The sequence below is a fragment of the Bradyrhizobium sp. sGM-13 genome, assembly GCF_018398875.1.
Taxonomy (GTDB): Bacteria; Pseudomonadota; Alphaproteobacteria; order Rhizobiales; family Xanthobacteraceae; genus Bradyrhizobium.
Genome location: NZ_JAGWDK010000016.1, coordinates 88736 through 112809, shown reverse-complemented (window position 1 = coordinate 112809; position 24074 = coordinate 88736). Strand labels below are relative to the sequence as shown.

Sequence of the window (24074 nt, the reverse complement as noted above, 5' to 3'; positions counted from 1 at the left end):
AGTTATGCCGGAGCGGACCGGTAGGTGACGGGCGCGCGGACTTGTGGGGACGCGGCGATGCGCCGCTGCTCGCGCGGCAGCAGGACCGAAATGAGGATAACGAACTGCGCGAGCTGAATGTTCTTCGACGAGAAGCTTACTGAACTCGCGGCAATGACGATGATCAGCAGCACGATCGCCCATACCGCGGCGCTCGAACGGCGCAGCAATTCGACGAAGAAGCAGATCAGTCCGATCGTCAGAACGACGGTATGGATGAGGCCGAACTGGACGATCGCGGAAATCCAGAAGTTCTCGATGCCGTAGTTGAGACCGAGCTGCGACTGCAACGCATTCACCCGGACCGGGTTGGGACCGAGGATCAGTTCGTTCCAATCGAAATGCGAGAGCAGGTTGAAGGTGGCGAAGCGCGCCAGCGCGCTGCCCTTATCAGAAGAGAAGCGCAGCAGCATCTTGTCGAAAATGCCGAGGTCGAGCGCGGCAAAGACGATGGCGCCGGCCGCAAACAGCACGCAGATGGCGAGAATGGCCGCGGGAAGCTGCGTTCGCTTTCCCTGTATCAGGCGCACCATCTCGAAGGCTCCGATCAGCCCGAGGACTCCCAGTACCGTGACCAGCGCCGTTCGGCCGCCGAACGCCATCAGCGATCCCAGGCAGAACGCGATCAAGGGCAGCCGCAGCAGGATCGGCGGACAAATCGCCGGGCGAAGCGCCAGCGCCAGCACGTAGCCGCCGACGATACCGGATGCCGTGAGCGGGTGACCCAGCAGCGCCGCAGAGCGCCATTCGCCCATCACCACGACGTCGCCGAGCGTCAGCGGGATCAGCCGGTGGCCGGAGAAATATTCATAGTATCCGAGCACGACGTTCAGCAGGATCGTCAGGTGAATGGCCCAGGCCAGCGGGCGCCTTTGCGCGGGCGACAACTGCCACATCACCATCGCGATCAGGATCGGCAACAGAAACGTGTCGATGATGACGGTGAACGGGCGTTCGAGCACGATGACCTGGACCAGCAGAAACAGCCAACAGAGCAGATAGGCCAGCAGCAGCTTCGACTCGGAAAACATCCGGTTGATCTCGCCGACCGGTCCGCGGCTGCGCATCAGCAGCATGGAGAATGCCAGCAACGTGAAATAAGTCGCCGGGTGCAGCTTTTCGTAAAAATTTCCGCCCGCCGTCAAATAGTGGATCTTCCAGTTGGTCAGCACGGAGGACGAGAGCGTGAAGGTCGCCATGACGGCCAGCAGCATCAAGCTGGTCGCGATCCGTTCGATGAATGCGTCGGCATTCGCGGCGCGCCCACCCATAGGGTAAGCTGCCCGCACCGCAGGTGATGCAGGGTGGCGAGGATGCACCCGCGCGACTCCGGCCGATCCATTTAGCGGTCCGCGCGCTCTCACCGCGCTGCTCCGGCATGCAGGCCTGCGGTGCCGTACGGCTTCAGGTATGCCGAGCTGCGGTAATAGTCATAGAATTGCAGGCGGCTGAGATCGACGCGGGTCAGCACCGTTCCCATGATCCGGTCACTGACTGGGGACAGCAGGTCCATGGCATGGGACAGCACTTCGCGAGGGGTCTGGTCCCACGCCAGCGCCAGGATGATGCGATCGGACAGTTCGGCGAGCGCGCGGCCATCGACCAGGGGCACCAGCGGCGGCGAGTCGATCACGATCAATTCGTAGCGGTGGCGGAAATAATCGAGCACGTCGACGATCCGGTCGGAGAACATCAGTTCGGTGATGAACTCGACCTGCTTGATCCTGGTCGATGGCAACACAGAGAGCCCGGTGCTTTGATCCACGAGGACGGCGTGTTCCGGGGCGACGTGTCCGATCGCGACTTCCAGCAGTCCGGCCTCGGCGCGCGGACACAGGGAACGGGTCACTTGTGGATTGCGGAGGTCCCCATCGATAAGCAGCGTTCGGATGCCAAGGGTTGCCAGCGACTGCGCCAGGTTGATGGCAAGCGTGGTTTTGCCCTCGCTGTCGAGTGCCGAGGTGACCTGCACGACTTTCACCGGCTGCGACCGCATCGTCCGTTGCAGCGACAGGCGGACCGCGCGGATCGCCTCCGCGAAGAACGTGCCAGGTTCGTCGATCGCGTAACGCGTCAAAGGCGGCTGCAACGCCGGCGGCAGCAGTTGCGTGGTCTTTGGATCGTAGCTGTCCAGTTCGCTGCGTCCGCGCCGCGCAAGACGGGCCAGCTCTCGCGTGCCGATCAATGGAACCGCGGCAAGGGCCGGGACACCCGCAATGGATTCGGCCTGTTCGAGTGTCTTGACGCGGCCGTCAAGATAGTCGGTGAGGAAGGCCAGCACGGTGCCCGCCCCGAGCCCGAGCATCAGGGCAAGCCCCAGGATCAGCATCGTCTTGGGAGACGACGGCCTGATCGGGATGCTGGCCTTGGTCACGATCCGGGAATCCGGCATCTCCAGGCTCTCTTGCGCGGTGGTTTCCTTGGAGCGCGCCAGATAGGATTCGTAGAGCGTGCGGCTGGCTTCGGCCTCGCGCTGCAGTTCGCGTAAGCGTACCTGCGCCTGGCCGGAGGAAGTGGACACGCCCTGGAGCTGGTCCAGGTTCTGCTGCAGGGACGTTTCGCGAGAACGTGCGACGTCATAGTCGTGCTTCGTGCTGTCCAGTATTCGCCGGATTTCGTCGTTGATCAGTTTTTGGGTGTCACGCCGCTGCGCCCGCACATTGGCGACGAGGGGATGACGCGCTCCGTATTTGCTCGACAGATCCGCCTCGTTCTTGGCAATGTCGGCATACTGCGTGCGCAGCTTGGTGATCATCTCCGAGGAAATCGCTGCGTTGATGCCGCCGGGATCGCCGCCTGATTTCGCGATGTCCTGGACCTGCTCGTACTTTGCCCGCGCCTCCGCCGTTTGCACGCGCGCCGCGATCAGCTTGTTGTTGAGGTCGGTGAGTTGCTGGTCGTTGAGGGTTACGCCCTGCGAGACCATCAGGTTATTGGCCGAGCGATAATCCTCGACCGCTTTCTCGGACGCAACGACTCGCGACTTCAACTCGTCGATCTGGCCGTTGAGCCAATTCGCGGCAATACGCGTGGCGTCGTGTTTGGCGCGGACCTGCTCGTCGAAATAGGCGTCCGCAACCGCATTTGCGATGGTTGCGGCCTTCTGCGGCGATTCCGAACTGACGGCGATGTCGACGAGGAAGGTGGTGCCCTGCCTTGTTACCTTCATCCGTCTCTGAAGGATCTCGACCGATCGCGCCCTGGCGGCATCTTCGGCGCTTGCACCGTCGCTCGGCCCGCTGCTGCTGAACATGCTGAACAGCCGCTTGATCGGATCGAGGAGGCCGGGTTTGGGCTTGAATTCCGCATCCTCCGTCAGCTTCAGCTTGCCGACGACGCGTACCAGGATCGCAACCGACTGAATCAGCAGCGTCTGGCTTTCGATCGTTGCATCGTCGGTGCCGAAATTCGACAGCACGGACTGGTTGGTCTCGACGACATTGGCGCGGCGCGGATCGACCAGCACGGTCGACGTCGCCGTATATAAAGTAGTCGCGAGCATCAGATAGGTCAGCGCCAACCCGAGCAGGACGGCGACCGGTAATACAACCAGCCTGTAGCGACGGCGCAAGATGCGGCCCATCTCGCGCAGATCGACGGTCGGATACTGCCAGCTTTCCGCAGGGCGAACCGGAGGTTCGTCGGGGACGACATAGGGCAGGTCAGAATTGCGCTGTAACATTCATTCCTACCAGGTGTTTGTCGAAGCTGAAGACGGGAATGTCGCTGTCGCGCTTGGTGTAGCGGTAGTAGGCGGAAACGGCGCCGAAGCGGTTGACGAGATATTTGACCCGCGTGTCTGATGTCAGCACGTTGTCCTTGCGGACCTGGCCGAAGAACCGGTCGTTCTCGTAACCGCCCGCGAGCGATACGATCACGTTGCGCCGCAGTTCATAGTCGACGCCGAGTTGAACCGCATTCGCCAGCACGCCGGTGGCGCTGGTGTCGGTGGTCTGCGTCACGAGCTGCTCGGCATTGAAATGCACGTCGAGCAGACGGGTGGGCCGCCACGTCAGCCGCGCGCGGTAGGAAGGACCCTCGATGTTGCCGATCGACGGATCGTCGAAGCGCTGCTGGACATAGCCGGCGCCGAACTCGCCGGTCACCAGATTGCTCAAGCCGACCGTGACGCCGGTCAGCGCGCGATAGCCTTGCGAGTCCAGCGTGTGGCCTGGCGTCCCCCTGATGTCGCGATGATTGCCTTCCACGCCGCCGAACCAGCCGAGCGTGGAAGAAATCGCATAGTCGATCCGGCTGTGCAGCGCGTAGATTTGTCCGTCGCGGGCGTCCTGGTTGATGACGGTGCCGTCCTGCGCGCGCGTCGATCCGTAGTCGTAGGAATCGGTACGGAAGCCGACCGAGGTCGTGAGCCGGTTGAATTCCTTGCGTAGCGTGACGTCGCCGGACATCAGATCGTATGGCGTCGGCGATATGGCGTTAGCGGGGGAAGTGAGCGTACCGACGCCTTCGTTCAGATGTGCGATCTGAAAGCTGCCCAGCAGCATCGTGTCCTTCGTAATGTCCAGCCAGCCATTGCCCTTCAGGCTGGCATTGGTCTGGTTCAGGCTCGAATACTGGCTATAGGCCGTCGACTGTGCATTTAGCTTCAGGTCGACGCCATGCCGCCCCCATAGCGAATGCGCGCGCAGCGTCGGCTCGATCACTGCCGCGATATCGGAACGCGGCGCGGTGTTCGACGCAAAGACGTTGCTGTCGTAAAAAGTACCGGCGGTCAGCGACGGGTTGAACATCCAGGAGCCGGAGCGAATACCGACGGGCTCATAGCCTGGCTGTTGTCGCTTCTTCACCGGCATGTCCTCGGGCGGTATCTCTTCGCGATTGTCCGGATCGGTCCTGTCGGGCAGCGATGACGGTTCAAAAATTTTCTGCGCGTTCCAAGGTGAAGCGAACTCTCCGCTGGTCCACGGAATGGCCTGTGCATTCGCGGCCGATCCGAGACCGAGCAGGATGGCTGCCGCCGGAGCGGGCAACAGGTTGAAGCTGAAGCGGCCGGGCACGCCTATGGAATGCGATCGCTCTCCGCGTCGCTCAGACATATTCTGCGATGCAGACTCGAATCCCATCACCCATCCCTTGCGGGAACGCGAAGACGGCGAACACTTATCGGGCGAGGCCCATCGCTCAAATAATGATCGTCGACTGCGCATAAGAACGGCAGGCCTCATACTCGGTGCGCGGGCGCAAGGTTTTGAGTTGTGAGATTGAAGTGATGCGCTCGCTTGCAACGCGCCTTGCCGGAAAAAGTTTTCCTCGCGTCGCAAAATATTTCGCATCTGCAAAATGCGAACTGTGACAACGGCGCAACACGCGCCATCATCCGCTCATGAGCGGCATCACCTCATCTGCAGTTCCGAAACGCTAGAAGTAGCGCTCCGGAACCCTGATGTTGTCGCCGGGATAGACCGGAACGGGAGCGTCGAGAGGGTGGGTCTCTTCCGCACCGGCACCTGCACGGCGGAGATAGACCTTGCTTTCGTTGGCGCGGTACGTGAATCCGCCGGCGCTTGCGATCGCGTCCATGACCGTCAACCCATTGCGGTATGGATATTCGCCGCTCTTCTTCACCTCGCCGAGGATGTAGTACGGGCGATACTGCGCGATCTCGACGTTGACGCGCGGATCGCGCACGATTCCCTTTGCAAGCGCGGATGCTATCGCTTTCTCGAGCTGCCGCGTCGTGGCGCCTGCAGCCTTGATGTGACCGGCGAGCGGAATCGAAACTTGACCGCCGTTGTCGATCTCATACTCGCCGGTGATGTCAGGTTCGCCGTAGACCTTCAGCCTGATTCGATCGTTCGGACCGAGAACGTAACGGTCCGCGGACGATGCGGAAGGTGGCGTCTGTGCTGAAGCACGAATTGAAAATCCGGCACTGATGCCGGCAATTACAAGGACGAAGAGAAGAGAGGGAAGGGTTGGGCCGGCGCTGGACGACCGTTGCTGCATAGCTGCATCTCCATGAATGCACGTAACAGCCGCGGATGATAGGGAAGCAAAAACGGCGAAAGAATGTGATGACGGAGTTCCATGTGCCCAATATGCGCGCACGCGTTAACGAAACGTTGCATGCGAGTCACAGGAAGAGGATCGCTGATCCTTCAAGCGCAATGCAGGTCAACGTTCCCGTCCGCCACGCGGCGGTATCGATGTTGATTCGGTTATGTCTGATATCCGGATGCGGCACAGGCGTATGGCCGTGCACGATGAATTGTTCGTGATCTCGCGTGGAGTCGAGGAACGCATCGCGAATCCAAATCAGATCGTTGGGATCCTGATGCTCGATCGGGACATCCGGACGAATGCCGGCGTGCACGAACAGGAAATCGCCGCACCTGAACTGATTGCGCAAGCACTGCATGAATAGTTGGTGCGTACGCGGAAACGTGTCGAGAAAGCGGCGATGCACTTCGTTCGCCGTCGCAGTTTCGTCATGCAGTTCAACGCCATACGATGCAAGCGTCTGCATGCCGCCTAGTTGCAGCCAATACTGCAGGATGGCCGGATCCTGAAGAAACCCTTCCATCACCGCTTCGTGGTTGCCGCGCAGACATACCGCGTGGTTGTTAACGAGTCTGACCGCGAGCAGGTCGATCACCGTCTTGGAGTGTGGCCCGCGATCAACGTAATCGCCGAGATAGATTTCGATTACGCGCGCGATCGGTCTCCGCCTTATGTCCTCGTCTATGCGCGCAATAATCTCACTCAGCAGATCGGCGCAGCCGTGGATATCGCCGACGGCATAGATGCGTGTATCGGCAGGCGTTGAAGCGTTAACGCAGCGTGAAGGTCCCGCAGACGTTCGGTGCATGGTGTGCGATGTCGATCATGGAACCGCGCGGCGGTCAATCCATGACACCATACGCCGAGACGCAGCCACAAGTAATAGATTAGAAAACGAGCAGGCAGATCAGGATCACGATCGCAATCCACGCAACCGCGTTCGCGATGATGATGCGGTTCCTCAGCCTGCGATCGGGCGACAATGTGCCGTGCGGCACCAGTGCACGGCTGTGCAGACGTTCGGCCATCATGGGCGCCTCCCTGGAAGCGTTCCGCAAGGTGGACGGCTCGCGAATGGCTGCCGTCTCTGTTTTCTTTCCAAACGTTGCGACCACCGCACCAGCCGTGCGCCTTAATCACTACCAGTCATCAGGTTGCAGAGGATCGCTTGGCTTTCGACTAACAAACCAACGACGAGACAGGCATTTGTTGCCCGTGCAGCGACGCCACATTGATCGAGAAACGAACAATGGATTTTGTTCCGCGCTTTTCGATTATGCATGGCAGCCTCGAGTCACGCGCAGCTCATTAACCAGGCAAATCGAGACTAAGCATCTCCGAACAAATCGGAATATCGCGTCGCACAAATCTCGTTAACGAGTCAGTTCCGCGGTGATGCGGCACCGCTTTCGCATTTGCGCCAAACTTCGCTCAAGATTCTGGAAAGTCTTAGCGACCGCGAAGTGCGGACGTTCGCTGCTGCGAAATCGTCGCGCTCGCTGTCGAGTAACTCCACGCGCTTGATTCACAGTCCGGTTCCCGCAGAGAGAGGAGAATCATGGCCTCCATCGTGACAGCCAACTTCGATCGGAGCGACGTTGCGCCGAGGAGCAACGTTGCGCCGATTCGAAGAGAGCGAACCGAGATATCAGTCCGTCCTGTCGAATTTGCCGGCGGCGGTGCGCATAGCGCGTATCGAGCCCGCCGGCGCTCGCGCCGAAGGGCGCGAAACGAGCCATCCTCGTCGATTGCAAAGCGCGTGTTCGATATTGCTGCGGCAAGCGGCGCATTGCTGTTCTTCGCGCCACTCCTGATCGTCATCGCAGTTGCGATAAAGCTGACGTCGCCGGGCCCGGTGCTGTTCTTCCAGTATCGATACGGCTATCGCAACCGCCGCTTCAAGATCTACAAGTTCCGTACCATGCGCGCGGATGCGGGCGATGTGCGCGGTGTAAAGCAGACCGTTCAGGGCGACGCGCGCGTGACGCCGGTGGGGCGAATTCTGCGCAAGACCAGCCTCGACGAAATTCCGCAACTGATCAATGTGATCAAAGGCGATATGTCACTGGTTGGGCCGCGGCCGCATGTGCCGGGAATGCTGGCGGCGGATCTGCCCTATGAACACCTCGTGCCTTATTATTTTCAGCGGCATACGGCGCGGCCGGGCATTACCGGGCTCGCACAAGTCAGCGGCTGCAGGGGAAGCACGGCCGAGTTCGGTCCTGCGGTTTCGCGGATCGATTACGATCTCGTTTATATCGAGAGGTGGTCGCTGCGCATGGACATCATGATTATCATCCGCACGATCCGCAAAGAATTCCTGTCCGGAAGCGGATTCTGACCGACCACCGTCGCAATATCGAAGGACCATGCAATGTCGATGATCGAGCCGCGCGGCCGTATCGTACCCGTTCTCCTGTCCGGTGGCGCCGGCTCGCGGCTGTGGCCGCTTTCGCGCGAAACTTATCCCAAGCAACTGCTCTCGCTGCTCGGCGAGAACACACTGCTGCAGCAAACGGCGCTACGGGTCGACGATCGCTCGCTGTTTACCGACCCGATGGTGATCGCAAACGCCGAGCACCGTTTTGCGATCGGCGAGCAGTTGCGCGCGGTCGGCGTCGATCGTCCGACCATCGTGCTCGAGCCGTTCGGAAGAAACACCGCTCCAGCGGTGGCGGTTGCAGCCCTGCTCGCCGGCGAAGCCGATCCCGACGCGGTGATACTGGCGATGCCGGTCGACCACTGGGTGCGGGATCACGCCGCGTTTCGCGCCGCCATATCGACCGGCATCACGGCCGCGCGCTACGGCCGATTCGTCCTGTTCGGCGTGCGGCCTTCGTCGGCAGCGACCGGATTCGGCTATATCCGAATGGGCGATGAGCTGGACGCCGCTTCTCCGATTCGTAACGTCGCCAGCTTCGTCGAGAAGCCGGATCTGGTGACTGTCGAGCGTCTGCTGGCCTGCGACGAGCATGTCTGGAATAGCGGGATATTTCTGCTGCCGGCGCGTCAGTTCATCGACGAATTGGCGCACCGGGCACCCGAGGTCCTGGCCGCCTGTCGCAAGGCGCTGACCGGCGCAACCCGCGACCTTGATTTTCTCCGGCTTGATGAGCGCGCTTTCGAGGCCTGTCCGAGCATCTCGATGGACTACGCGATCATGGAGAAGACCGACAATGCAGTGGTGGTTCCCGCCACGTTCGACTGGAGCGATGTCGGAAGCTGGTCGGCCCTGTGGTCGATGGCGGAGAAGGATACGTCTGGCAATGTCGTGATTGGCGATGCGGTAGTGGAAGATGCTTCGGGTTGCTACGTGCGGGGCGACGGGCAACTGGTCGCGGCGCTCGGCGTCGAGGATCTCGTCATCGCCACGTCGCCGGACGTGGTGCTGGTGACCAGCCGGAAACGCGACCAGGACGTCGGAAAATTGGTCGAGCGGCTGAAGGCAAACGGCCATCGCTCGGCAACCCAGACCCACAGCGTCCATCGCCCCTGGGGATACTATCAATCGATCCATGCCGGAGAGCGGTTTCAGGTCAAGCGCATCACCGTCAATCCCGGCGCCAAGCTGTCGCTGCAGAAACATTATCATCGCGCCGAACATTGGGTCGTGGTGAACGGCACCGCGATCGTTACGCGCGACGACGAGGAAATCCTGCTGCGCGAGAACGAGTCGATCTTCGTACCCTTGGGATGCATGCATCGTCTGGAGAACCCTGGAAAGGTTCCCCTCAACCTGATCGAGGTCCAGTCGGGCGCCTATCTCGGGGAGGACGACATCGTCCGCGTGCAGGATATCTATGACCGCGTTTGAGGTGTGGTGGGGTGGGAGGCAGCATCCGCATCGAGGGCGAGGCACGCCGCAACGAGGCGTGCGCGCTACGTCAAGGGAGGCAGCAATGAACACAAAACAACACGTCAAGGAGCTGGTGAAGGATGCGTTTCCCTCGATATGGTTGCAATGGCACTTCATGAAACGCCCCAAATCGGCGGAGCGGGAACTGTCCTATCTCGACAAGGTCATTCCCGGCGACGCGGTGACGGTCGACGTCGGCGCAAACTGCGGCCTCTACACGCGGCGGCTGGCGCGGCTTTCCCGGCAGGTCCACGCCTTCGAGCCTTCGCAGCAGATGGCGAGGTTGTTGCGCCGAACCTCGGCGCGCAATGTGAGCGTTCACGAGATCGCGCTGTCGGATCATGACGGCGATGCCGAGCTGTTCATCCCGCAAGGCGAAGATGGCTTGGTGTACGGCCTTGCCTCGCTGGAGGCGCGAGCCGGTTCTTCGGCGAAGCTCGTTTCCGCTCATGTGCCGATCGCGCGGCTCGACGCTGTCATCGACCAGGACGTGGCGTTCGTAAAGATCGACGTCGAAGGCCACGAGTTGAATGTGCTGAACGGCGCCGTCGAGCTTCTGGAGCGCTGCCAGCCGGTATTCCTGGTCGAGGCCGAGGACCGCCACCGCGCCGAGGCGACACGCCTGGTGTTCGAATTCTTTCGGAACAAATCCTATCGGGGTTTCTTCCTGAAGGACAACGACGTGATTGGAGTGGAACAGTTCGATTCCCGAAAGCTTCAGGACGCCGATGCGCTGCGGCCGGACGGCGGCCGCAAGAACGGGCAGTTCTACGTCAACAACTTCTTTTTCTTTCCCCGTCATCTCGACGGCGAATCGATATTGAGCAGCTAGCTCGTCGTTTCACCGCCTTCCCGCCGGCGCGGCCTTGGGCCGCGCGGCTTTTCAGACAGGAACCGTAATGCATATAGCGATGATTGGCGCCGGCTATGTCGGGCTGGTGTCAGGGGCGTGCTTTTCCGATTTTGGCCATCAGGTCGTCTGTATCGACAGCAATGCGGAGAAGGTTGCGAGCCTCAACAACGGGGAGATGCCGATCCACGAACCCGGACTGGCCGAATTGGTGGCGCGGAACGTTGGCCAAGGCCGCCTTTCATTTTCGAGCGATCTGAAATCGGCCGTCAGCGGTGCGAAAGTGGTGTTCATCGCGGTGGGCACGCCGTCGCGCCGCGGCGATGGCCATGCCGATCTTTCCTATGTCTATGCGGCGGCGCGCGAGATCGCCGGCGTACTTCCTGACCAGGCGGTGGTAGTAACCAAGTCGACGGTCCCGGTCGGCACCGGTGATGAGGTCGAGCGCATCATCCGCGAAGAAAATCCCGACGCCAAAGTTGCCATCGTTTCCAATCCCGAATTCCTGCGCGAAGGGGCGGCGATCCGCGACTTCAAGCATCCCGACCGGATCGTGATCGGAACGGACGATGCGCGCGCCCGCAGCGTGATGGCCGAGGTGTACCGGCCGCTTCACCTCAACGCTTCCCCAATCCTCTATACCGATCGCCGCACCGCCGAATTGACGAAATACGCCGCCAACTCCTTTCTCGCTACCAAGATCGCCTTCATCAACGAGATTGCCGATCTCGCCGAAAAGGTCGGCGCCAATGTGCAGGAAGTCGCGCGCGGGATCGGCCTCGATAACCGGATCGGCCAGAAATTCCTGCATGCGGGGCCAGGCTTCGGCGGCTCCTGCTTTCCAAAGGACGCGATGGCGCTGATCAAGACCGGCCAGGACAACGAAGCGCCGGTGCGTATCGTCGAAACAGTGGTCGCCGTCAACGACCAGCGCAAGCGGGCGATGGCACGCAAGGTCGCGAATGCATTCGGCGGCAACATCCGGGGCAAATCCATTGCGGTGCTCGGCGTGACGTTCAAGCCGGATACCGACGACATGCGCGATGCGCCGTCGATTCCGCTGATCACCGCGCTGCAGGACATGGGAGCCGAGGTGCGCGTTTTCGATCCCGTCGGGATGGAGCAGGCGAAGAAGGTGTTCGAGAACGTCACCTTCTGCGACAACGCCTATCGTTGCGCGAAAGGATGCCACGCGCTCGTCATCGTCACGGAATGGGAGCAGTTCCGGGCGCTGGATCTCAAAGAATTGTCCACCATCATGGCCTGTCCCGTGATTGTCGATCTGCGCAACATCTACTCTCCGGAGGAGGTGAGGCGGAACGGTTTTCTGTACTGCGGCGTGGGGCGGCCGAAATCGGTGGCGTACTGACAAGCATGAGCCGTCATGACATCGGCTGGTGGAGGATGCACGCATGATGCCGGATCAGGCAATTCTGGTAACGGGAGCCGCGGGCTTCATCGGATTTCACGTGGCGCAACGGTTGCTGCAGTCGGGCCATCGTGTGGTCGGGCTCGACAACCTCAATTCATACTACGATCCGCAACTGAAAGCGGCCCGGCTCGCGATCCTGCGCAACGATCCGCGTTTTCAGTTTGAAGAGTTGGATGTGGCGGATCGCGTCGCGATACCGGCGCTGTTTGCGCGCCATCGGTTTCCCGTCGTCATCCATCTGGCTGCGCAAGCAGGCGTGCGCTACTCGCTGCAGGATCCGCACGCTTATGTCGACGCCAATCTGGTCGGCTTCACCAATGTCCTGGAGGGATGCCGGCATCATGGCTGCCGTCATTTGTTGTTCGCATCCTCGTCGTCCGTGTACGGGGCGAACAGGAAGTTGCCCTTCTCGGTGCATGACAATGTCGATCATCCGATCAGCCTTTATGCCGCGAGCAAGAAGGCCAATGAATTGATGGCCCACTCGTACAGCCATCTTTACGGAATTCCGTGCACCGGCTTGCGCTTTTTCACGGTGTACGGCCCGTGGTATCGGCCCGATATGGCGCTGTTCGTGTTTGCGGACGCGATCGTCCGCGGCGATCCGGTCAAGTTGTTCAATGGCGGCCGGATGCTTCGCGACTTCACCTATATCGATGACGTGACAGAGGCTCTGGTCCGCCTGATCGATCGCGCGCCGCAGGTCGGGCAGCCCGCGCCTGGGCTGGACGGAATTCAGGACCCGGGATCGAGCATCGCCCCTTGGCGCATCTACAATGTCGGCAACAACAAGCCGCAGGAATTGATGCTCGTACTCGATATCCTCGAGCGGGAGCTGGGGCGCAAGGCCAACAAGGAACTGCTGCCGATGCAGCCGGGCGACGTGCCGACCACCTATGCCGATGTCGATGACCTCGTGCGCGACGTCGGCTTTCGCCCGGCAACCCCGATCGAGGACGGCATCCAGCGGTTCGCGGCCTGGTATCGCAGCTACCACGAAACTAGCCAGGCGATAGCCGCATCCTAGAACCGAACCAGGACGCCTGCGCGAAAGTCTCGCGGCGTGGTGCCATGCTTGTTCTTGAACGCGCGTGCAGCGTGAGCGGCATCGGCAAATCCGCACTGATGCGCCAATCTCGCGATCGAAATGTTGGCCAGCGAAGTCTGCCGCAGCAGGTTGCGTAACAGCTCGACCCGCAAATGTAGGACATGTCGTTCGAACGTCGTGTCGCGGTCGGCGAAGATGCGATGGAAGGTCCGCTCCGAGATGCCGAATTCGGCGGCGAGCGCCGGCACTGGCCGGACAGCGGCGATATTGGCCCTCAGGTAGGTATCGATCAGGCAAAACAGGTTGGGACGGCTGAGTTGATGACTGGCGCCTGCGGCAAGACGCAGCAGAGCCGACAGGAAGGCGACGATGTCTGGCTCCTCCTGTCGCCCCGGCGTATCGGGCAAGGAAATCTCATTGCGAACCATCGCGGCAATCGAACGCGCAATAGTCCCGGACAGCGGCACAGGCTTGGCGCATAATCGTTCCGCGCCGGGAACGGACCGCAACAGCGGCGCAGCGGGGACGGTTGCGATCAGCAGTTCCGCGCGCTGTTCGGAGCCGAATAGCCGATCCTCGAACGGACGGCGCGCGTCATAGAGCACGCCATATCCCGGATCGATCGTGCCCTCGTTGCCGGCTTGCACCATCGCGCTGCGGCCGCGCCGCTGAAAATCGAACATGAATTCGTCCGAGCCGGCCCGGCTCACCAGCCTGGCATCACGGGTATAGCATTGCGGGCTGCTATCGAAGCGCACGAGCTTGGCATCGCCGATCTCGACGAACTCGAAGTGGCCGCTGACGAGGGTGGAGCCGAGCGGCTTGGTCTCGATGTTGGCGAAAGACCGGCAGATCGCCTCGGTCCAGAAGGCCTGACGCTCCGTCGGACGGATCGGGTCGGTGGAGACGCTGATCGGCATCGCGTGACGACATCCGGTTGATGAACCCCCAGCGTCGCGCAGGATTGGTGGCTCTGGCAAGGACCGCCAGCGCCGGAGGTGGCAGGTTCATTCAAGACGCGCCGTGTCGGACGGCCGTAACCTGCGGCCGGTCCATGGGAATTCGGTCCGATATGATACCTACAAAGCCATCTGTCGGCACAAGTGCCGATCACCCGCTCGACCCGCTCAGCGAGGCCGAAGTCGCGCTGGCGTCCGAAATATTGAAGAAAGAAAAGCGACTCGGTCCACATGCGCGATTTACTCATGTGCAGCTCGAAGAGCCGGCCAAGTCCGACGTCCTCAGCTGGAAGCCGGGCGTTGGGCTGCCACGGCGGGCCGCCGCCACCCTGTTCGACTGCAAGACCGGCGCGACGCATGTCGCCACCGTGGACCTTGAGTCAGAGTCCGTGACGGCGTGGCAGGAGTATTCGACCAAGGCCCATCCTTACGGCCAGCCGCCGATCACCATCGAGGAGGTGTTCAAGGTCGGCGACATCGTCAAGGCCGATGCGGACTGGCGGCGCGCGATGAAGCGGCGCGGTCTCGATGACAAGGACATCGAGCTGGTTCAGGTCGATCCGTTCTCGGCCGGCTATTTCGACCGCGAGGTGGAGAAGGGCCGCAGGCTGGTCAGCGCCGTGTCCTATTGGCGTAGGGATCTCAAGGACAACGGCTATGCGCATCCGATCGAGGGCGTCGTCGCGCTGGTCGACCTGATCGAGAACAGGATCGTCCATCTGGTCGACGAGCCCGACATCATCCCCATCCCGAAAAAGTCGCGCAATTACGATCGGGCGTCGATCCCGCAAACGCGCAAGGACGTCAAGCCGCTCGACATCGTGCAGAAGGACGGCCCGAGCTTTACGGTCGAGGGCTGGAAGGTCGGTTGGCAGAACTGGTCGTTCCGGGTCGGCTGGACCGCGCGCGAGGGCCTCGTGCTGCACCAGATATCGTTCCGCGACGGTGCGCTCGAACGGCCGATCATTTATCGAGCCAGCGTCACCGACATGATCGTGCCCTATGCCGATCCGACCGCCAACCATTTCTGGAAATGCGCCTTCGATGCCGGCGAGTATGGACTGGGCAAGCTCGCCAACGCGCTCGAGCTCGGCTGCGACTGCCTCGGCCATATCAATTATTTCGACGTGCCGGTCGCCGACGACTACGGCAAGCCCAGCATCATGAAGAACGCGATCTGCCTGCATGAAGAGGACTACGGGATCCTCTGGAAGCATTACGAGTTCCGTAACGAAACGTTCGAGGTGCGGCGGTCGCGCCGCCTCGTCATCTCCTTCTTCACCACAGTCGGAAACTACGATTACGGCTTCTTCTGGTATTTTTATCAGGACGGCACGATCCAGCTCGAAGTCAAACTGACCGGCATCATCCAGACCGCGGCGATCGCCGCAGGCAAGGACTACCCGTGGGGCGGCATGGTCGCCGAGAATCTCGGCGGCCCAACCCATCAGCACTTCTTCAATGCCCGCCTGCACATGATGCTCGACGGCGAGGGCAACACCGTCACCGAACACGAATTCCGCCCGCGGCCGTGGGGTACGGACAACCCATACGGCAACGTGTTCGATGTCACGGCCCGAACGCTCTCGCGCGAGCGCGACGCGGCCCGAGAAGCCGACGGGCGGACCGGGCGGTACTGGAAGATTAGCAACCCCAACAGAACGAATAGCGTTGGCGGTCCGACGGCGTATAAGCTGATGGTGCACAGTGCGCCCGCAATGCTGGCGCAGGAGGGCTGCTACATGACCTCGCGCGGCGGCTTTGCGACCAAGCACGTCTGGGTGACGCGCTACGCCCCCGACGAACGCTACGCGAGCGGCGAGTTTCCGAACCAGCATGCCGGCGGCGACGGTCTGCCGAAATATATCGCCCAGAACCGCACCATCGAAAACCAGGATATCGTGGTCTGGCATAGTTTTGGGGCGACGCATGTCTGCAGGCCCGAGGATTTTCCGGTAATGCCGGTCGAATATGTCGGCTTCACGCTGAAGCCGAACGGCTTCTTTGCCGAGAATCCGGCGATGGACCTGCCGCCCGACCGGAACTCTGCGAGCCGGGACAACCGTGACAAGGATTCGTGCTGCGGCTGACGTCCGCAGGTGAGCTCTTTCTTTTCATCAAGCAAGGAGACCTGACCATGAATCGCAGGTACACGATCAGGCGAATTTGCGCCTGACGGCTCGGCATATTCCAGGGGCTTGAATTGGACATTCGTACCGGCCGACCGGTGACGCTTGCCTCGAGCGGCATGGTGACGTCGCCGCATTCGCTGGCATCTGCGGCCGGCATCGACGTGCTCCGCGCCGGCGGCTCCGCCATCGATGCCGCGATTGCGACGAGCGCGGTGCTCGCTGTCGTCTATCCGCACATGACCGGTCTCGGTGGCGACGCGTTCTGGCTCATTCATGACGGCGCCACCGACGAGATCCGCTACCTCAATGGCGGTGGCAAGGCGGTAGCCACTGCTACGCTTTCGTCGATCGAACAGCGAGGGTTGAAGGAAATCCCGCTGCGGGGAATCGTGCCGGCGACGCTCACGGTGCCGGGCGCCGTGGCGAGCTGGATCGAGGCGCACAATGTCCATGGGCGATTGCCTCTGCGGAGCGTGCTCGAGAGCGCCATCGGCTATGCGCGCGATGGCTTTCCGGTCACCGGCCGTCTTGCAAGCTTTATCGAGATGATGCGCGATGATCTGCTTGGGGATCGCGAGGCCGCCGTGCTGTTCTTTCCGCAAGGGGCGGCAGCGCGGCCAGGCGCAAAGCTCACCAATGCAAACCTTGCCCGCACGCTTCAATCGATCGCGGATGGTGGATGGTCCGGCTTTTATCAAGGGGAAGTCGCGGCTGAAATGGCGCGCTTTTCGGAAGAGAAGGGCGGCCTGTTTCGGCTGGCCGATTTCGGCCGGCAGAGGGCTGTCTGGGGCGAGCCGCTTGCTGGCCAGTACCGCGACGTCACTGTCTTCAACACGCCGCCGCCGACGCAGGGTTTTACCGTGCTCGAAATGCTCAACCTCCTCGAGCCGCACGAACTGCACCGGAAGGATTTTCTCGGGCCCGACCATCTGCATCTTATGGTACAGGCCAAGCAGATTGCCTATCACGACCGCGATCAGATGCTCGCCGATCCTTCCTTTGTCGAGGTGCCGGTCGAGCGGCTGATATCGAAGGAATACGCGCACCTGCGGGGCCGGCTGATCGACGGGAGGTCGGCATTGAAATGGGACATGGTGCCGTCCTTCGGCAGCCTCGCCGGCGACACGGTCTATGTCGCCGCTGTCGACCGCGAAGGCAACGCAGCGTCGCTGATTCAAAGCCTGTATGGCGCGTTCGGCGCCTGCGTGGTCGCGGGAAACACCGGCGTCATCCTGCAAAATCGCGGCGCGTACTTCTCGCTGGATCGCAATCATCCCAATCGCCTCGAGCCCGGCAAGGTCCCGCTGCATACGCTGATCGCCTCGATGGCCAAACGCGACGGCAAGCTCTGGAGCGTGCTCGGCTGCATGGGCGCGGATGGCCAGCCGCAGATCCAGCTCCAGCTTTATTCCGCCATGGTCGATTTCGGTCTCGACATCCAGGAAGCGATCGAGATGCCGCGATTCCTGTCCGGCCGTTTCGCGCTCGGCGAGGCGCGCGACACGCTGCATATCGAGGGACGGTTCCCTACAGATACGATCGATGCGCTCGCACAGCGCGGCCATAACATCAACCGCTGGGACACCTGGAACGAAATGGCAGGCCATGCGCATGGCATTACCATCGATCGGCGGAACGGCATGCTGAGCGGCGGTTCCGATCCGCGCAGCGATGGCGCGGCGATCGGTTACTAATTGTTGATCCGAGCCTCATATTGGCTAGCCGTGCCGCTATGCGTTACCACTCCTTCCGACAGGAGTGTGCCGATGCCGCTATGGACCTGCGAACAATGTGGCGCCCAGTTTCCCGAAAGTACTGCGCCGCCGGCCGCGTGCCCGGTCTGCGAGGACGAGCGGCAGTATGTGAACTGGAAGGGACAGGCGTGGCTCACCCGCGAGGAACTGGCGCAACGTCACACGCTCGTCTGGCGTGACGATCTCGGCATTCCCGGCATCGGACTCAAGCCGAGCTTTGCGATCGGACAGCGCGCGCTACTCGTGCGCGAAACGGACGGCTGCGTGATGTGGGATTGCGTGCCGTTAGCCACGCCCGAGGCGATCGACTACGTCCGTTCGCTCGGTGGCCTGAAGGCGATTGCCGTCTCTCACCCGCACTACTACGGCGCGGTCGCGGACTGGAGTGAGGCGTTCGGCGGCGTGCCGGTCTATCTGCACGGCGACGACCGCGCTTTCGTCACTCGGCCGCATCGAACAATCGTGCCATGGACCGGCGACAGCCACCGGATCTCGGACGATATCCTGCTGGTGCGAACCGGCGGACATTTTGCGGGTGCCACGGTCCTGCATTGGCGCACCGGTGTACAAGGGAAGGGCGCATTGCTCACCGGGGATGTCGCAATGGTCGCGATGGACCGCCGCTCCCTCAGCTTCATGTACAGCTATCCGAATTACATCCCGCTCAATGCAGCAGCCGTGCGCCGGATCGCACGCGCGGTTGAGCCGCTGACGTTCGACCGCATCCATGGCGCGTGGTGGGGCCGCAACATCGCCGACAATGCAAAGGCGGCGTTCGAAATGTCCGTTCAGCGATATATCGCGGCCATCTCAGGCATCGGTTAGCGGTTGCCCGCACCAACGGCGGATACGCCGCGGGGCATCGGCGCCTCGCGTTGCGCCGGCTGCAACGGGATGCCGCACTTCGGCTCGCTGAGCCAGCCGGTGAGGCGCGACATCAGGCCGGCCTGCTCGACCGCCCGCGGCTCCTGCACGAAGGGATCGGTGTAGCATCGGGCGCCCGCGGCCTTTGCAATCCGTGCCACCGCATCGGTCATGGCCGGCGCGCCCGCGGTGTAGACCACGTCGTCAGGCGTGAGTTTTGGCAAATGATCGGTCGGCCGACCGCTGCGAACGGCATGCGAGATATTTTGCGGCTCCGATACCATCGGAATCAGCGTGACGTTGGGAAACAGCGCCAGCCGGCACAGCGCCGCGTGCATATAGAGCGAACGGATGCTCCGGGCCGCCACCACGAAGACCATTTCGCGCTGCGGCTGCTCCATGATCGCGGCGACCGCGACCGACCACATCGGGGCGAAACCGGTGCCGCTGGCAACGAGAACGATGCGGCCCGAATGGCCTTGCCTGAAAAAGGCGCGACCGTACGGCCCCGTCAGCTTGACGCGGCGTCCGGCGCGGATGTCGTGGCCCAGCGCCGAGGATACCAGGCCGTCCGCGACCTTTCGGATGTGAAAGTGCAGGATGCGATCGTGGGGCCGGCCTTCCAGCGGATAGGTCGGGCTGTAGGACCTTGCCGGGAATCCTTGAAACTGCAGCTTGCAGTACTGACCGGGGAGATAGTCGAGCGGCTTCGGCAGCTCGATGTCGACACCCACCACGTCGGGCGCGAGCTGAACGGTCTGCGCCACTTCCGCCGACAGCGCCACCGGCTCGGGAGCCGCCTCAATCGCGATTTCGAGATCGGAGACGATTCGGGCCTGGCAGGCGTGGATCATGTCGTCGCCCCGGCTATGGCCGCCGAATACCTGGCCGTCGACGAGCCGCACGCGGCAGGCGCCGCAAATTCCGGAACGGCAATCATGCGGAAGATCGACCCCGTTCATCAACGCCCAGTCGAGCAGAAGCTCGCCGCGATTGGCCAAATACGGCTCGTTGTTGACAGTGACTTTGCAAATCCTTGACATTTATTCCACCTCGATACGAATAGGACGGACGTGCCGTGTATGTCTGATCTGACTGTGGTCGAAAGCGGCGACCCGCATGAAGATGCCGGTCTTGATCGGCACGTCGAACTGGCTTGTGGTGTCGAGCCGACGCTTCACCTCGAGCGCCCAGTGGCCGGAAGCCCAACGGGCTGCGCTTCTGATGTCGGCGCGGTCGCCTGAAAATTCGCCGCCCAGGATGACGCCCGGGATCACGGTCCCCGTCGGGATGCGGGTGTCGACGTTGGTCGAATACGGCACGGAATCCTGCTCGGTCATGAACCATCGCGCGCCGTCGCTTTCGCCGTGATTGGGATCGAGGTCGATATCCCCCATCGCGTTCGCCGTGTCGGCGACGACTTTGGGCAGGCGCAGCGGAGCGATCAGCCGGCTCCGGCGCGAACCGCCTGACGCGTCGGCCTCGACAGTGAAATTGTCCCGGTAGTTTGCCGTGCCCGGGTCGGGCGCGAAGCCGCCCTTGTACGGAACGACGTTTGCCGCCTGCATCGGGGTCGGGTCGAGCGGCGGCCCGAAATGCGTGTCGTCCATCCAACCGCTCGCGCCGCTCGTGGCCTTCCACTGCCAGACGTCGGCATAGCCGGATGCCGTGTAATGCAGTCCGCGGCCGCTCATGGTGGCCGGCGCGCCGGCGACCGGCTGCGGCCCGGGATGAAAGGTTCGTCCGCCCGCCAGCGTGACATCCGACGTGGTCAGCAGCACCGAAAACTTGTCTTCGTTGTACTGATGCTCGTCGCCAAGCTGGAAGCCGGAATGAAGCAGGTGCCATCCATCGGCCTGCTTGACGAGCGGCAGGTGTTTTAGCGAGCGCGTCGAATCTTCCCAGGTGAAGAGGAAATAGGCATAGGTGCCGTCATGCACCGCGCGAATTTCGATTCTGGTCTCACCCTTGCCGTCGAAATTTCCGCCTTCTCCGGTCAATAGCGAGAACGGCCTGACGCCGCGCCAGGCCCGATCGGACGTGTCGCCGTCGAGGACCGGCGCGTCGGCGGGATTGATGCGGCGAATCTGAACACTGTCCACCGCCAGCCGATCGGTAGCCACGAGGAGCGAAGCGCCGGTGATCGCAGCGGCGGCCGCCACGAGGAACGGATTGGCCTGCAGAGTCGGGTTTCGCGATCTCGATGGCCCGGCATGAGATCGCGGCGCCGGATCCGGCTCACGCGCCCGATCGCGGCGCGCCTCTGCGCCGGGCTGCAGTGGATGCGATGCAACCTCGGGCGGCGGGCCGTCGGATTCCGGCGCCCGCGCCGATCGCTCGGCCAGCAGCCCCAAGAGCTCGACGGCGTCGAGCCGTGGCGGCGGTGCCGGCAATGGGGCGGGACGAAAAATGCGCAGCAGTTGCGAGATGCCGCCGCTCTTGTATTGGGTCAGGACATGAAGGGCGACAAAGGCGAGGATCACCCAGGTCCCCACCCAATGCAGCATCGCCACGTCGTAGCCGGAGTAGAAGCCGAAGTAGAGTGCGCCGCCGCTAACCAGCAAACCGAACATCGTGACGAAGAAAATCCAGTACATCAGGGCAATCACGGCGCTCAACCTGGCCTGCCCGCGGCCGAATAAACCGCGCAGGCGAACCTTGTCGAGCTGGACGCGGCGTCCAAGACCGGAGCGCAGCATGTAGACGACGTAGCCGATCGCCACGGCGACCAGGACGACGGCCGCCTGCATATGGGCGATCCATACGCTGTCGCGCGGCAACACGGCGTCGAACCAGTTGATCCAGGTCCGGTCAGGCGTTTCCGTCGCAATGCGTAAGCCGGTGACGAGCGCAACGGCGAATGCGGCCACGAACGTCCAGTGTAGAATGATGGTCCCATAGTCCGTCTTACGCTGCCTCACACATACGCCCCGCTACTTCATCTACCGAGCAGCAACTGTTGGCGCCGTCCCACCAACCGCCGATGTCGCTGCCGCACTAGTGATGGTGCTCAAAACCGTCGGTGAGACCATCGTCCAGATTGTTCTTTGCGGGCCAGGCCGGTGAAGAGCTCTTTTGCGCCCGCCGCGTGAGCCGAATCGGCGAACGCGTTTCTTGCTTTGATGTATCGGCCTCCAGCGTCCCCGACGTAACCGGGGGCGCCAGAGGTCGCGCCGCGCGCCGCTATCCCCACATATGATGTAAATGATGCGCCAGTTCGGGCATGTCCGAATTGGCTTGGTCCGCGCCCCCGATCTCTACGTCGGCAGTCGCAACCATCACCGGCTCGCCGCTGATGGTGGGGGCTGCGACTTGTTGCACGCTAGCCGCCGCGGCCAGCGCCGCCGGCGTTTCGGCTGCCGGCGTCTCCGCGACCGGCATGCCCAGCACCTCGGCGACCGTCAAGCCGTCCGGATTGTAGGTGCCGCCGGTAACAGGGATATTGTTGCCGCCGGCATCGGCCGCATTGCCGTGCATCTGGTCCGCTGCAGCTACGACCAGCGTCGCGTTGCCGGTCTGCAATCCCTTGATCATCGCGGCAATCTCGGCGCCTAGGATGCCGCCCAGGTCCGCGTCGAAATCGGTGACGCTCTTCTCGAATGCTCTGAGATCATCGATCAGCGCGGCGATCGCCTCGCCGTCTTGGCTTCCCACGAGGTCGACGGCTTGCTTTCCAAGCGAATTTGACTGCGCAATGAAATTGGCCACGAACGCCGTCTGCACGTCATTGTCGAGATATTTCGGAGCCGGCGAGGTGTCATCCGGAAGCGGCGAAAGGCCGCCGATGCCGTCTTGCGTTGCCATATCAGCCAGATTGGCATCGCTCTGGATGATGTCGATGATGTCGAGGATGTTGTCGACGCTCGCCTGTGCTGCATTGGGGCTTATCGAGGGATCGTTGATATAGACGAGTTCGAGTTGGAGTTGCTGCACGATCTCATCGGCATGGACGCCGGTTAGCCCGTCGAACAACTCCGGGTTGGCGGTCATCAGCGCCTGCATGTCCGATATCACGGCATTGATGTCATCGGTGATCTGCGCCCGGTTACCGTCATTGACCCCGCCAAGGATCTGACTGGCCACGTCCTCGAAGATCGCGCCGATCTCCGCGAGATTGTGAGGCGCCGTGGCGGCGGGGGCAGTGGGCAGCGGCGCGGGCGGCGCCGGATTAACCAGCACGGGATCGGTACTGACGGCATTGATGACGCTGAGTTGGCTGACGCGAAGCGCTTGTTCTGCGCCGGCGGCGTTGCCGAACGAGCCTCCCGCGCTCACCGAGGCGTTGGCCGCCGAAATGGCGCTGGTGATGTCGGACAGCATCGCCTGAACATGGCCGAGCGCGGCGCCGGAAAACTGGCCTGTATTGAGCTCGGCCAGCAGATTGTTCTGCACCGCGGTGAGATCGTTGGTGTGGCTTGCGATGCTGCCGGCTGGTTGGGGGCCGTAGCCGAGCGCGTTTTGTTGCGGCGTATCCACCGGCGCCCGAGCCATGCCGTTGAAGGTTGAGCCGAGATCGGAGAAATTCGAACCGACAGGCCGTGACATCGTTTGACTGGCCGGCGGCGGTTCTTCGAGCGGTGTCGTGGACGGGGAAGCCGGAGCGACTGGCGGGTTGGCGACTTCATCGATCGGGAGATCGAGGTCAGCGTCGGGCTGATCCCCATGAGCCAAGCGAGCCATTGTTCGTCCCCTGCTGTCCAGTCAAATCCATTGATGCATAGGCGCGGCCATCCGCCAGGGGGCGGGACGTCGCGCATGGTGAAGGATCATTTAGCTTGATGGCGTCATTCGGCCGACACAGCGACCAATGAGCGCCGAAGCAAGGTGATAGACGGACAAATCCATGACGCACGCCGTGCGGGAAAACGGCGAATGAAGCGCACGCGAGAAGGACATCGCAGCCCTTGTCTGACGCGCCGGGTCTTCGGTGCCGGCATCTTCGCCGAAGGTGTGCACGCCGTTTCGGCAACCACCGAGCGTTTGCCACCGTTCTACCCACGAGCGAACTTGAACAATCGGCATTCGTCGCATTGTTGCCGAAAAATGGTCCGCATCGCGCGTCAAGGAGACCTGCAGGGAGACCCGAACGAGTGGGTCGTAGGGCAGTTCAATGAGTATC

At 62.1% G+C, this 24074-nt stretch carries 18 protein-coding genes; 8 read left to right on the top strand and 10 right to left on the bottom strand.

Features of this window, described 5'->3' with window-relative positions; genetic code table 11:
• Positions 1–2: 2 nt before the first annotated feature.
• The 6 genes from KJQ96_RS23820 to KJQ96_RS23795 all read right to left on the bottom strand — a co-directional run bounded on the left by KJQ96_RS23820 (position 3) and on the right by KJQ96_RS23795 (position 7091).
• On the bottom strand, positions 3–1310 hold the full coding sequence (locus KJQ96_RS23820; protein ID WP_213288945.1) for a VpsF family polysaccharide biosynthesis protein: 1308 nt from the start codon (positions 1308–1310) through the stop codon (positions 3–5).
• 89 nt (positions 1311–1399) lie between these two features.
• On the bottom strand, positions 1400–3721 hold the full coding sequence (locus KJQ96_RS23815; RefSeq protein ID WP_213288944.1) for an AAA family ATPase: 2322 nt from the start codon (positions 3719–3721) through the stop codon (positions 1400–1402).
• The gene (locus KJQ96_RS23810; protein WP_213288943.1) at positions 3702–5096 is read right to left on the bottom strand and encodes an outer membrane beta-barrel protein; all 1395 of its coding nucleotides are present in this window, start codon (positions 5094–5096) and stop codon (positions 3702–3704) included. The genes KJQ96_RS23815 and KJQ96_RS23810 overlap by 20 nt, the downstream gene beginning before the upstream one ends.
• A 322-nt stretch (positions 5097–5418) precedes the next feature.
• The gene (locus KJQ96_RS23805; protein ID WP_213288942.1) at positions 5419–6006 is read right to left on the bottom strand and encodes a polysaccharide biosynthesis/export family protein; all 588 of its coding nucleotides are present in this window, start codon (positions 6004–6006) and stop codon (positions 5419–5421) included.
• 127 nt (positions 6007–6133) lie between these two features.
• On the bottom strand, positions 6134–6868 hold the full coding sequence (locus tag KJQ96_RS23800; RefSeq protein WP_213288941.1) for a metallophosphoesterase family protein: 735 nt from the start codon (positions 6866–6868) through the stop codon (positions 6134–6136).
• A gap of 79 nt (positions 6869–6947) precedes the next feature.
• Positions 6948–7091, bottom strand: coding sequence for a hypothetical protein (locus KJQ96_RS23795; RefSeq protein WP_213288940.1), 144 nt, complete (start codon positions 7089–7091; stop codon positions 6948–6950).
• Between the two features lie 728 nt (positions 7092–7819).
• Here KJQ96_RS23795 and KJQ96_RS23790 point away from each other — a divergent pair.
• From KJQ96_RS23790 to KJQ96_RS23770, 5 genes are all read left to right on the top strand, one after another.
• Complete coding sequence (locus KJQ96_RS23790) at positions 7820–8401, top strand: sugar transferase (RefSeq protein WP_235782730.1); 582 nt, start codon at positions 7820–7822, stop codon at positions 8399–8401.
• 39 nt (positions 8402–8440) lie between these two features.
• Positions 8441–9874, top strand: a complete 1434-nt coding sequence (locus tag KJQ96_RS23785) for a mannose-1-phosphate guanylyltransferase/mannose-6-phosphate isomerase (protein ID WP_213289004.1) — start codon at positions 8441–8443, stop codon at positions 9872–9874.
• Between the two features lie 85 nt (positions 9875–9959).
• On the top strand, positions 9960–10748 hold the full coding sequence (locus KJQ96_RS23780; protein WP_213288938.1) for an FkbM family methyltransferase: 789 nt from the start codon (positions 9960–9962) through the stop codon (positions 10746–10748).
• A 67-nt stretch (positions 10749–10815) separates the two neighbouring features.
• A complete protein-coding gene (locus KJQ96_RS23775; protein ID WP_213288937.1) occupies positions 10816–12135 on the top strand; it encodes a UDP-glucose/GDP-mannose dehydrogenase family protein in 1320 nt (439 codons plus the stop codon).
• A gap of 46 nt (positions 12136–12181) precedes the next feature.
• Positions 12182–13225, top strand: coding sequence for an NAD-dependent epimerase (locus KJQ96_RS23770; RefSeq protein WP_213289003.1), 1044 nt, complete (start codon positions 12182–12184; stop codon positions 13223–13225).
• Here KJQ96_RS23770 and KJQ96_RS23765 read toward each other — a convergent pair.
• Positions 13222–14166 (bottom strand): helix-turn-helix domain-containing protein, encoded by a 945-nt coding sequence (locus tag KJQ96_RS23765; protein ID WP_213288936.1) that lies wholly within the window; start codon positions 14164–14166, stop codon positions 13222–13224. The genes KJQ96_RS23770 and KJQ96_RS23765 overlap by 4 nt on opposite strands.
• A 152-nt stretch (positions 14167–14318) precedes the next feature.
• Here KJQ96_RS23765 and KJQ96_RS23760 point away from each other — a divergent pair, with 152 nt between their 5' ends.
• The 3 genes from KJQ96_RS23760 (at position 14319) to KJQ96_RS23750 (ending at position 18916) form a co-directional block, all read left to right on the top strand.
• On the top strand, positions 14319–16295 hold the full coding sequence (locus KJQ96_RS23760) for a primary-amine oxidase (protein WP_213288934.1): 1977 nt from the start codon (positions 14319–14321) through the stop codon (positions 16293–16295).
• 113 nt (positions 16296–16408) lie between these two features.
• Entirely contained in the window at positions 16409–18031 is a 1623-nt protein-coding gene (ggt, locus tag KJQ96_RS23755; RefSeq protein ID WP_213288933.1) for a gamma-glutamyltransferase, read from the top strand.
• A 72-nt stretch (positions 18032–18103) separates the two neighbouring features.
• Positions 18104–18916: an MBL fold metallo-hydrolase gene (locus KJQ96_RS23750; RefSeq protein WP_213288932.1), complete on the top strand. Its 813-nt coding sequence runs from the start codon at positions 18104–18106 to the stop codon at positions 18914–18916.
• On the opposite strand, the gene KJQ96_RS23745 is transcribed toward KJQ96_RS23750, so the two are convergent.
• The 3 genes from KJQ96_RS23745 to KJQ96_RS23735 form a co-directional block, all read right to left on the bottom strand.
• Positions 18913–19998: a 2Fe-2S iron-sulfur cluster-binding protein gene (locus KJQ96_RS23745; protein ID WP_213288931.1), complete on the bottom strand. Its 1086-nt coding sequence runs from the start codon at positions 19996–19998 to the stop codon at positions 18913–18915. The genes KJQ96_RS23750 and KJQ96_RS23745 overlap by 4 nt on opposite strands.
• Positions 19999–21876 carry an ethylbenzene dehydrogenase-related protein gene (locus KJQ96_RS40350; protein WP_213288930.1) on the bottom strand — a complete coding sequence of 626 codons (1878 nt, stop codon included), beginning with the start codon at positions 21874–21876 and terminating at the stop codon, positions 19999–20001. It abuts the gene before it with no gap.
• Between the two features lie 262 nt (positions 21877–22138).
• Positions 22139–23635 carry a hypothetical protein gene (locus tag KJQ96_RS23735; RefSeq protein ID WP_213288929.1) on the bottom strand — a complete coding sequence of 499 codons (1497 nt, stop codon included), beginning with the start codon at positions 23633–23635 and terminating at the stop codon, positions 22139–22141.
• Between the last annotated feature and the right edge of the window lie 439 nt (positions 23636–24074).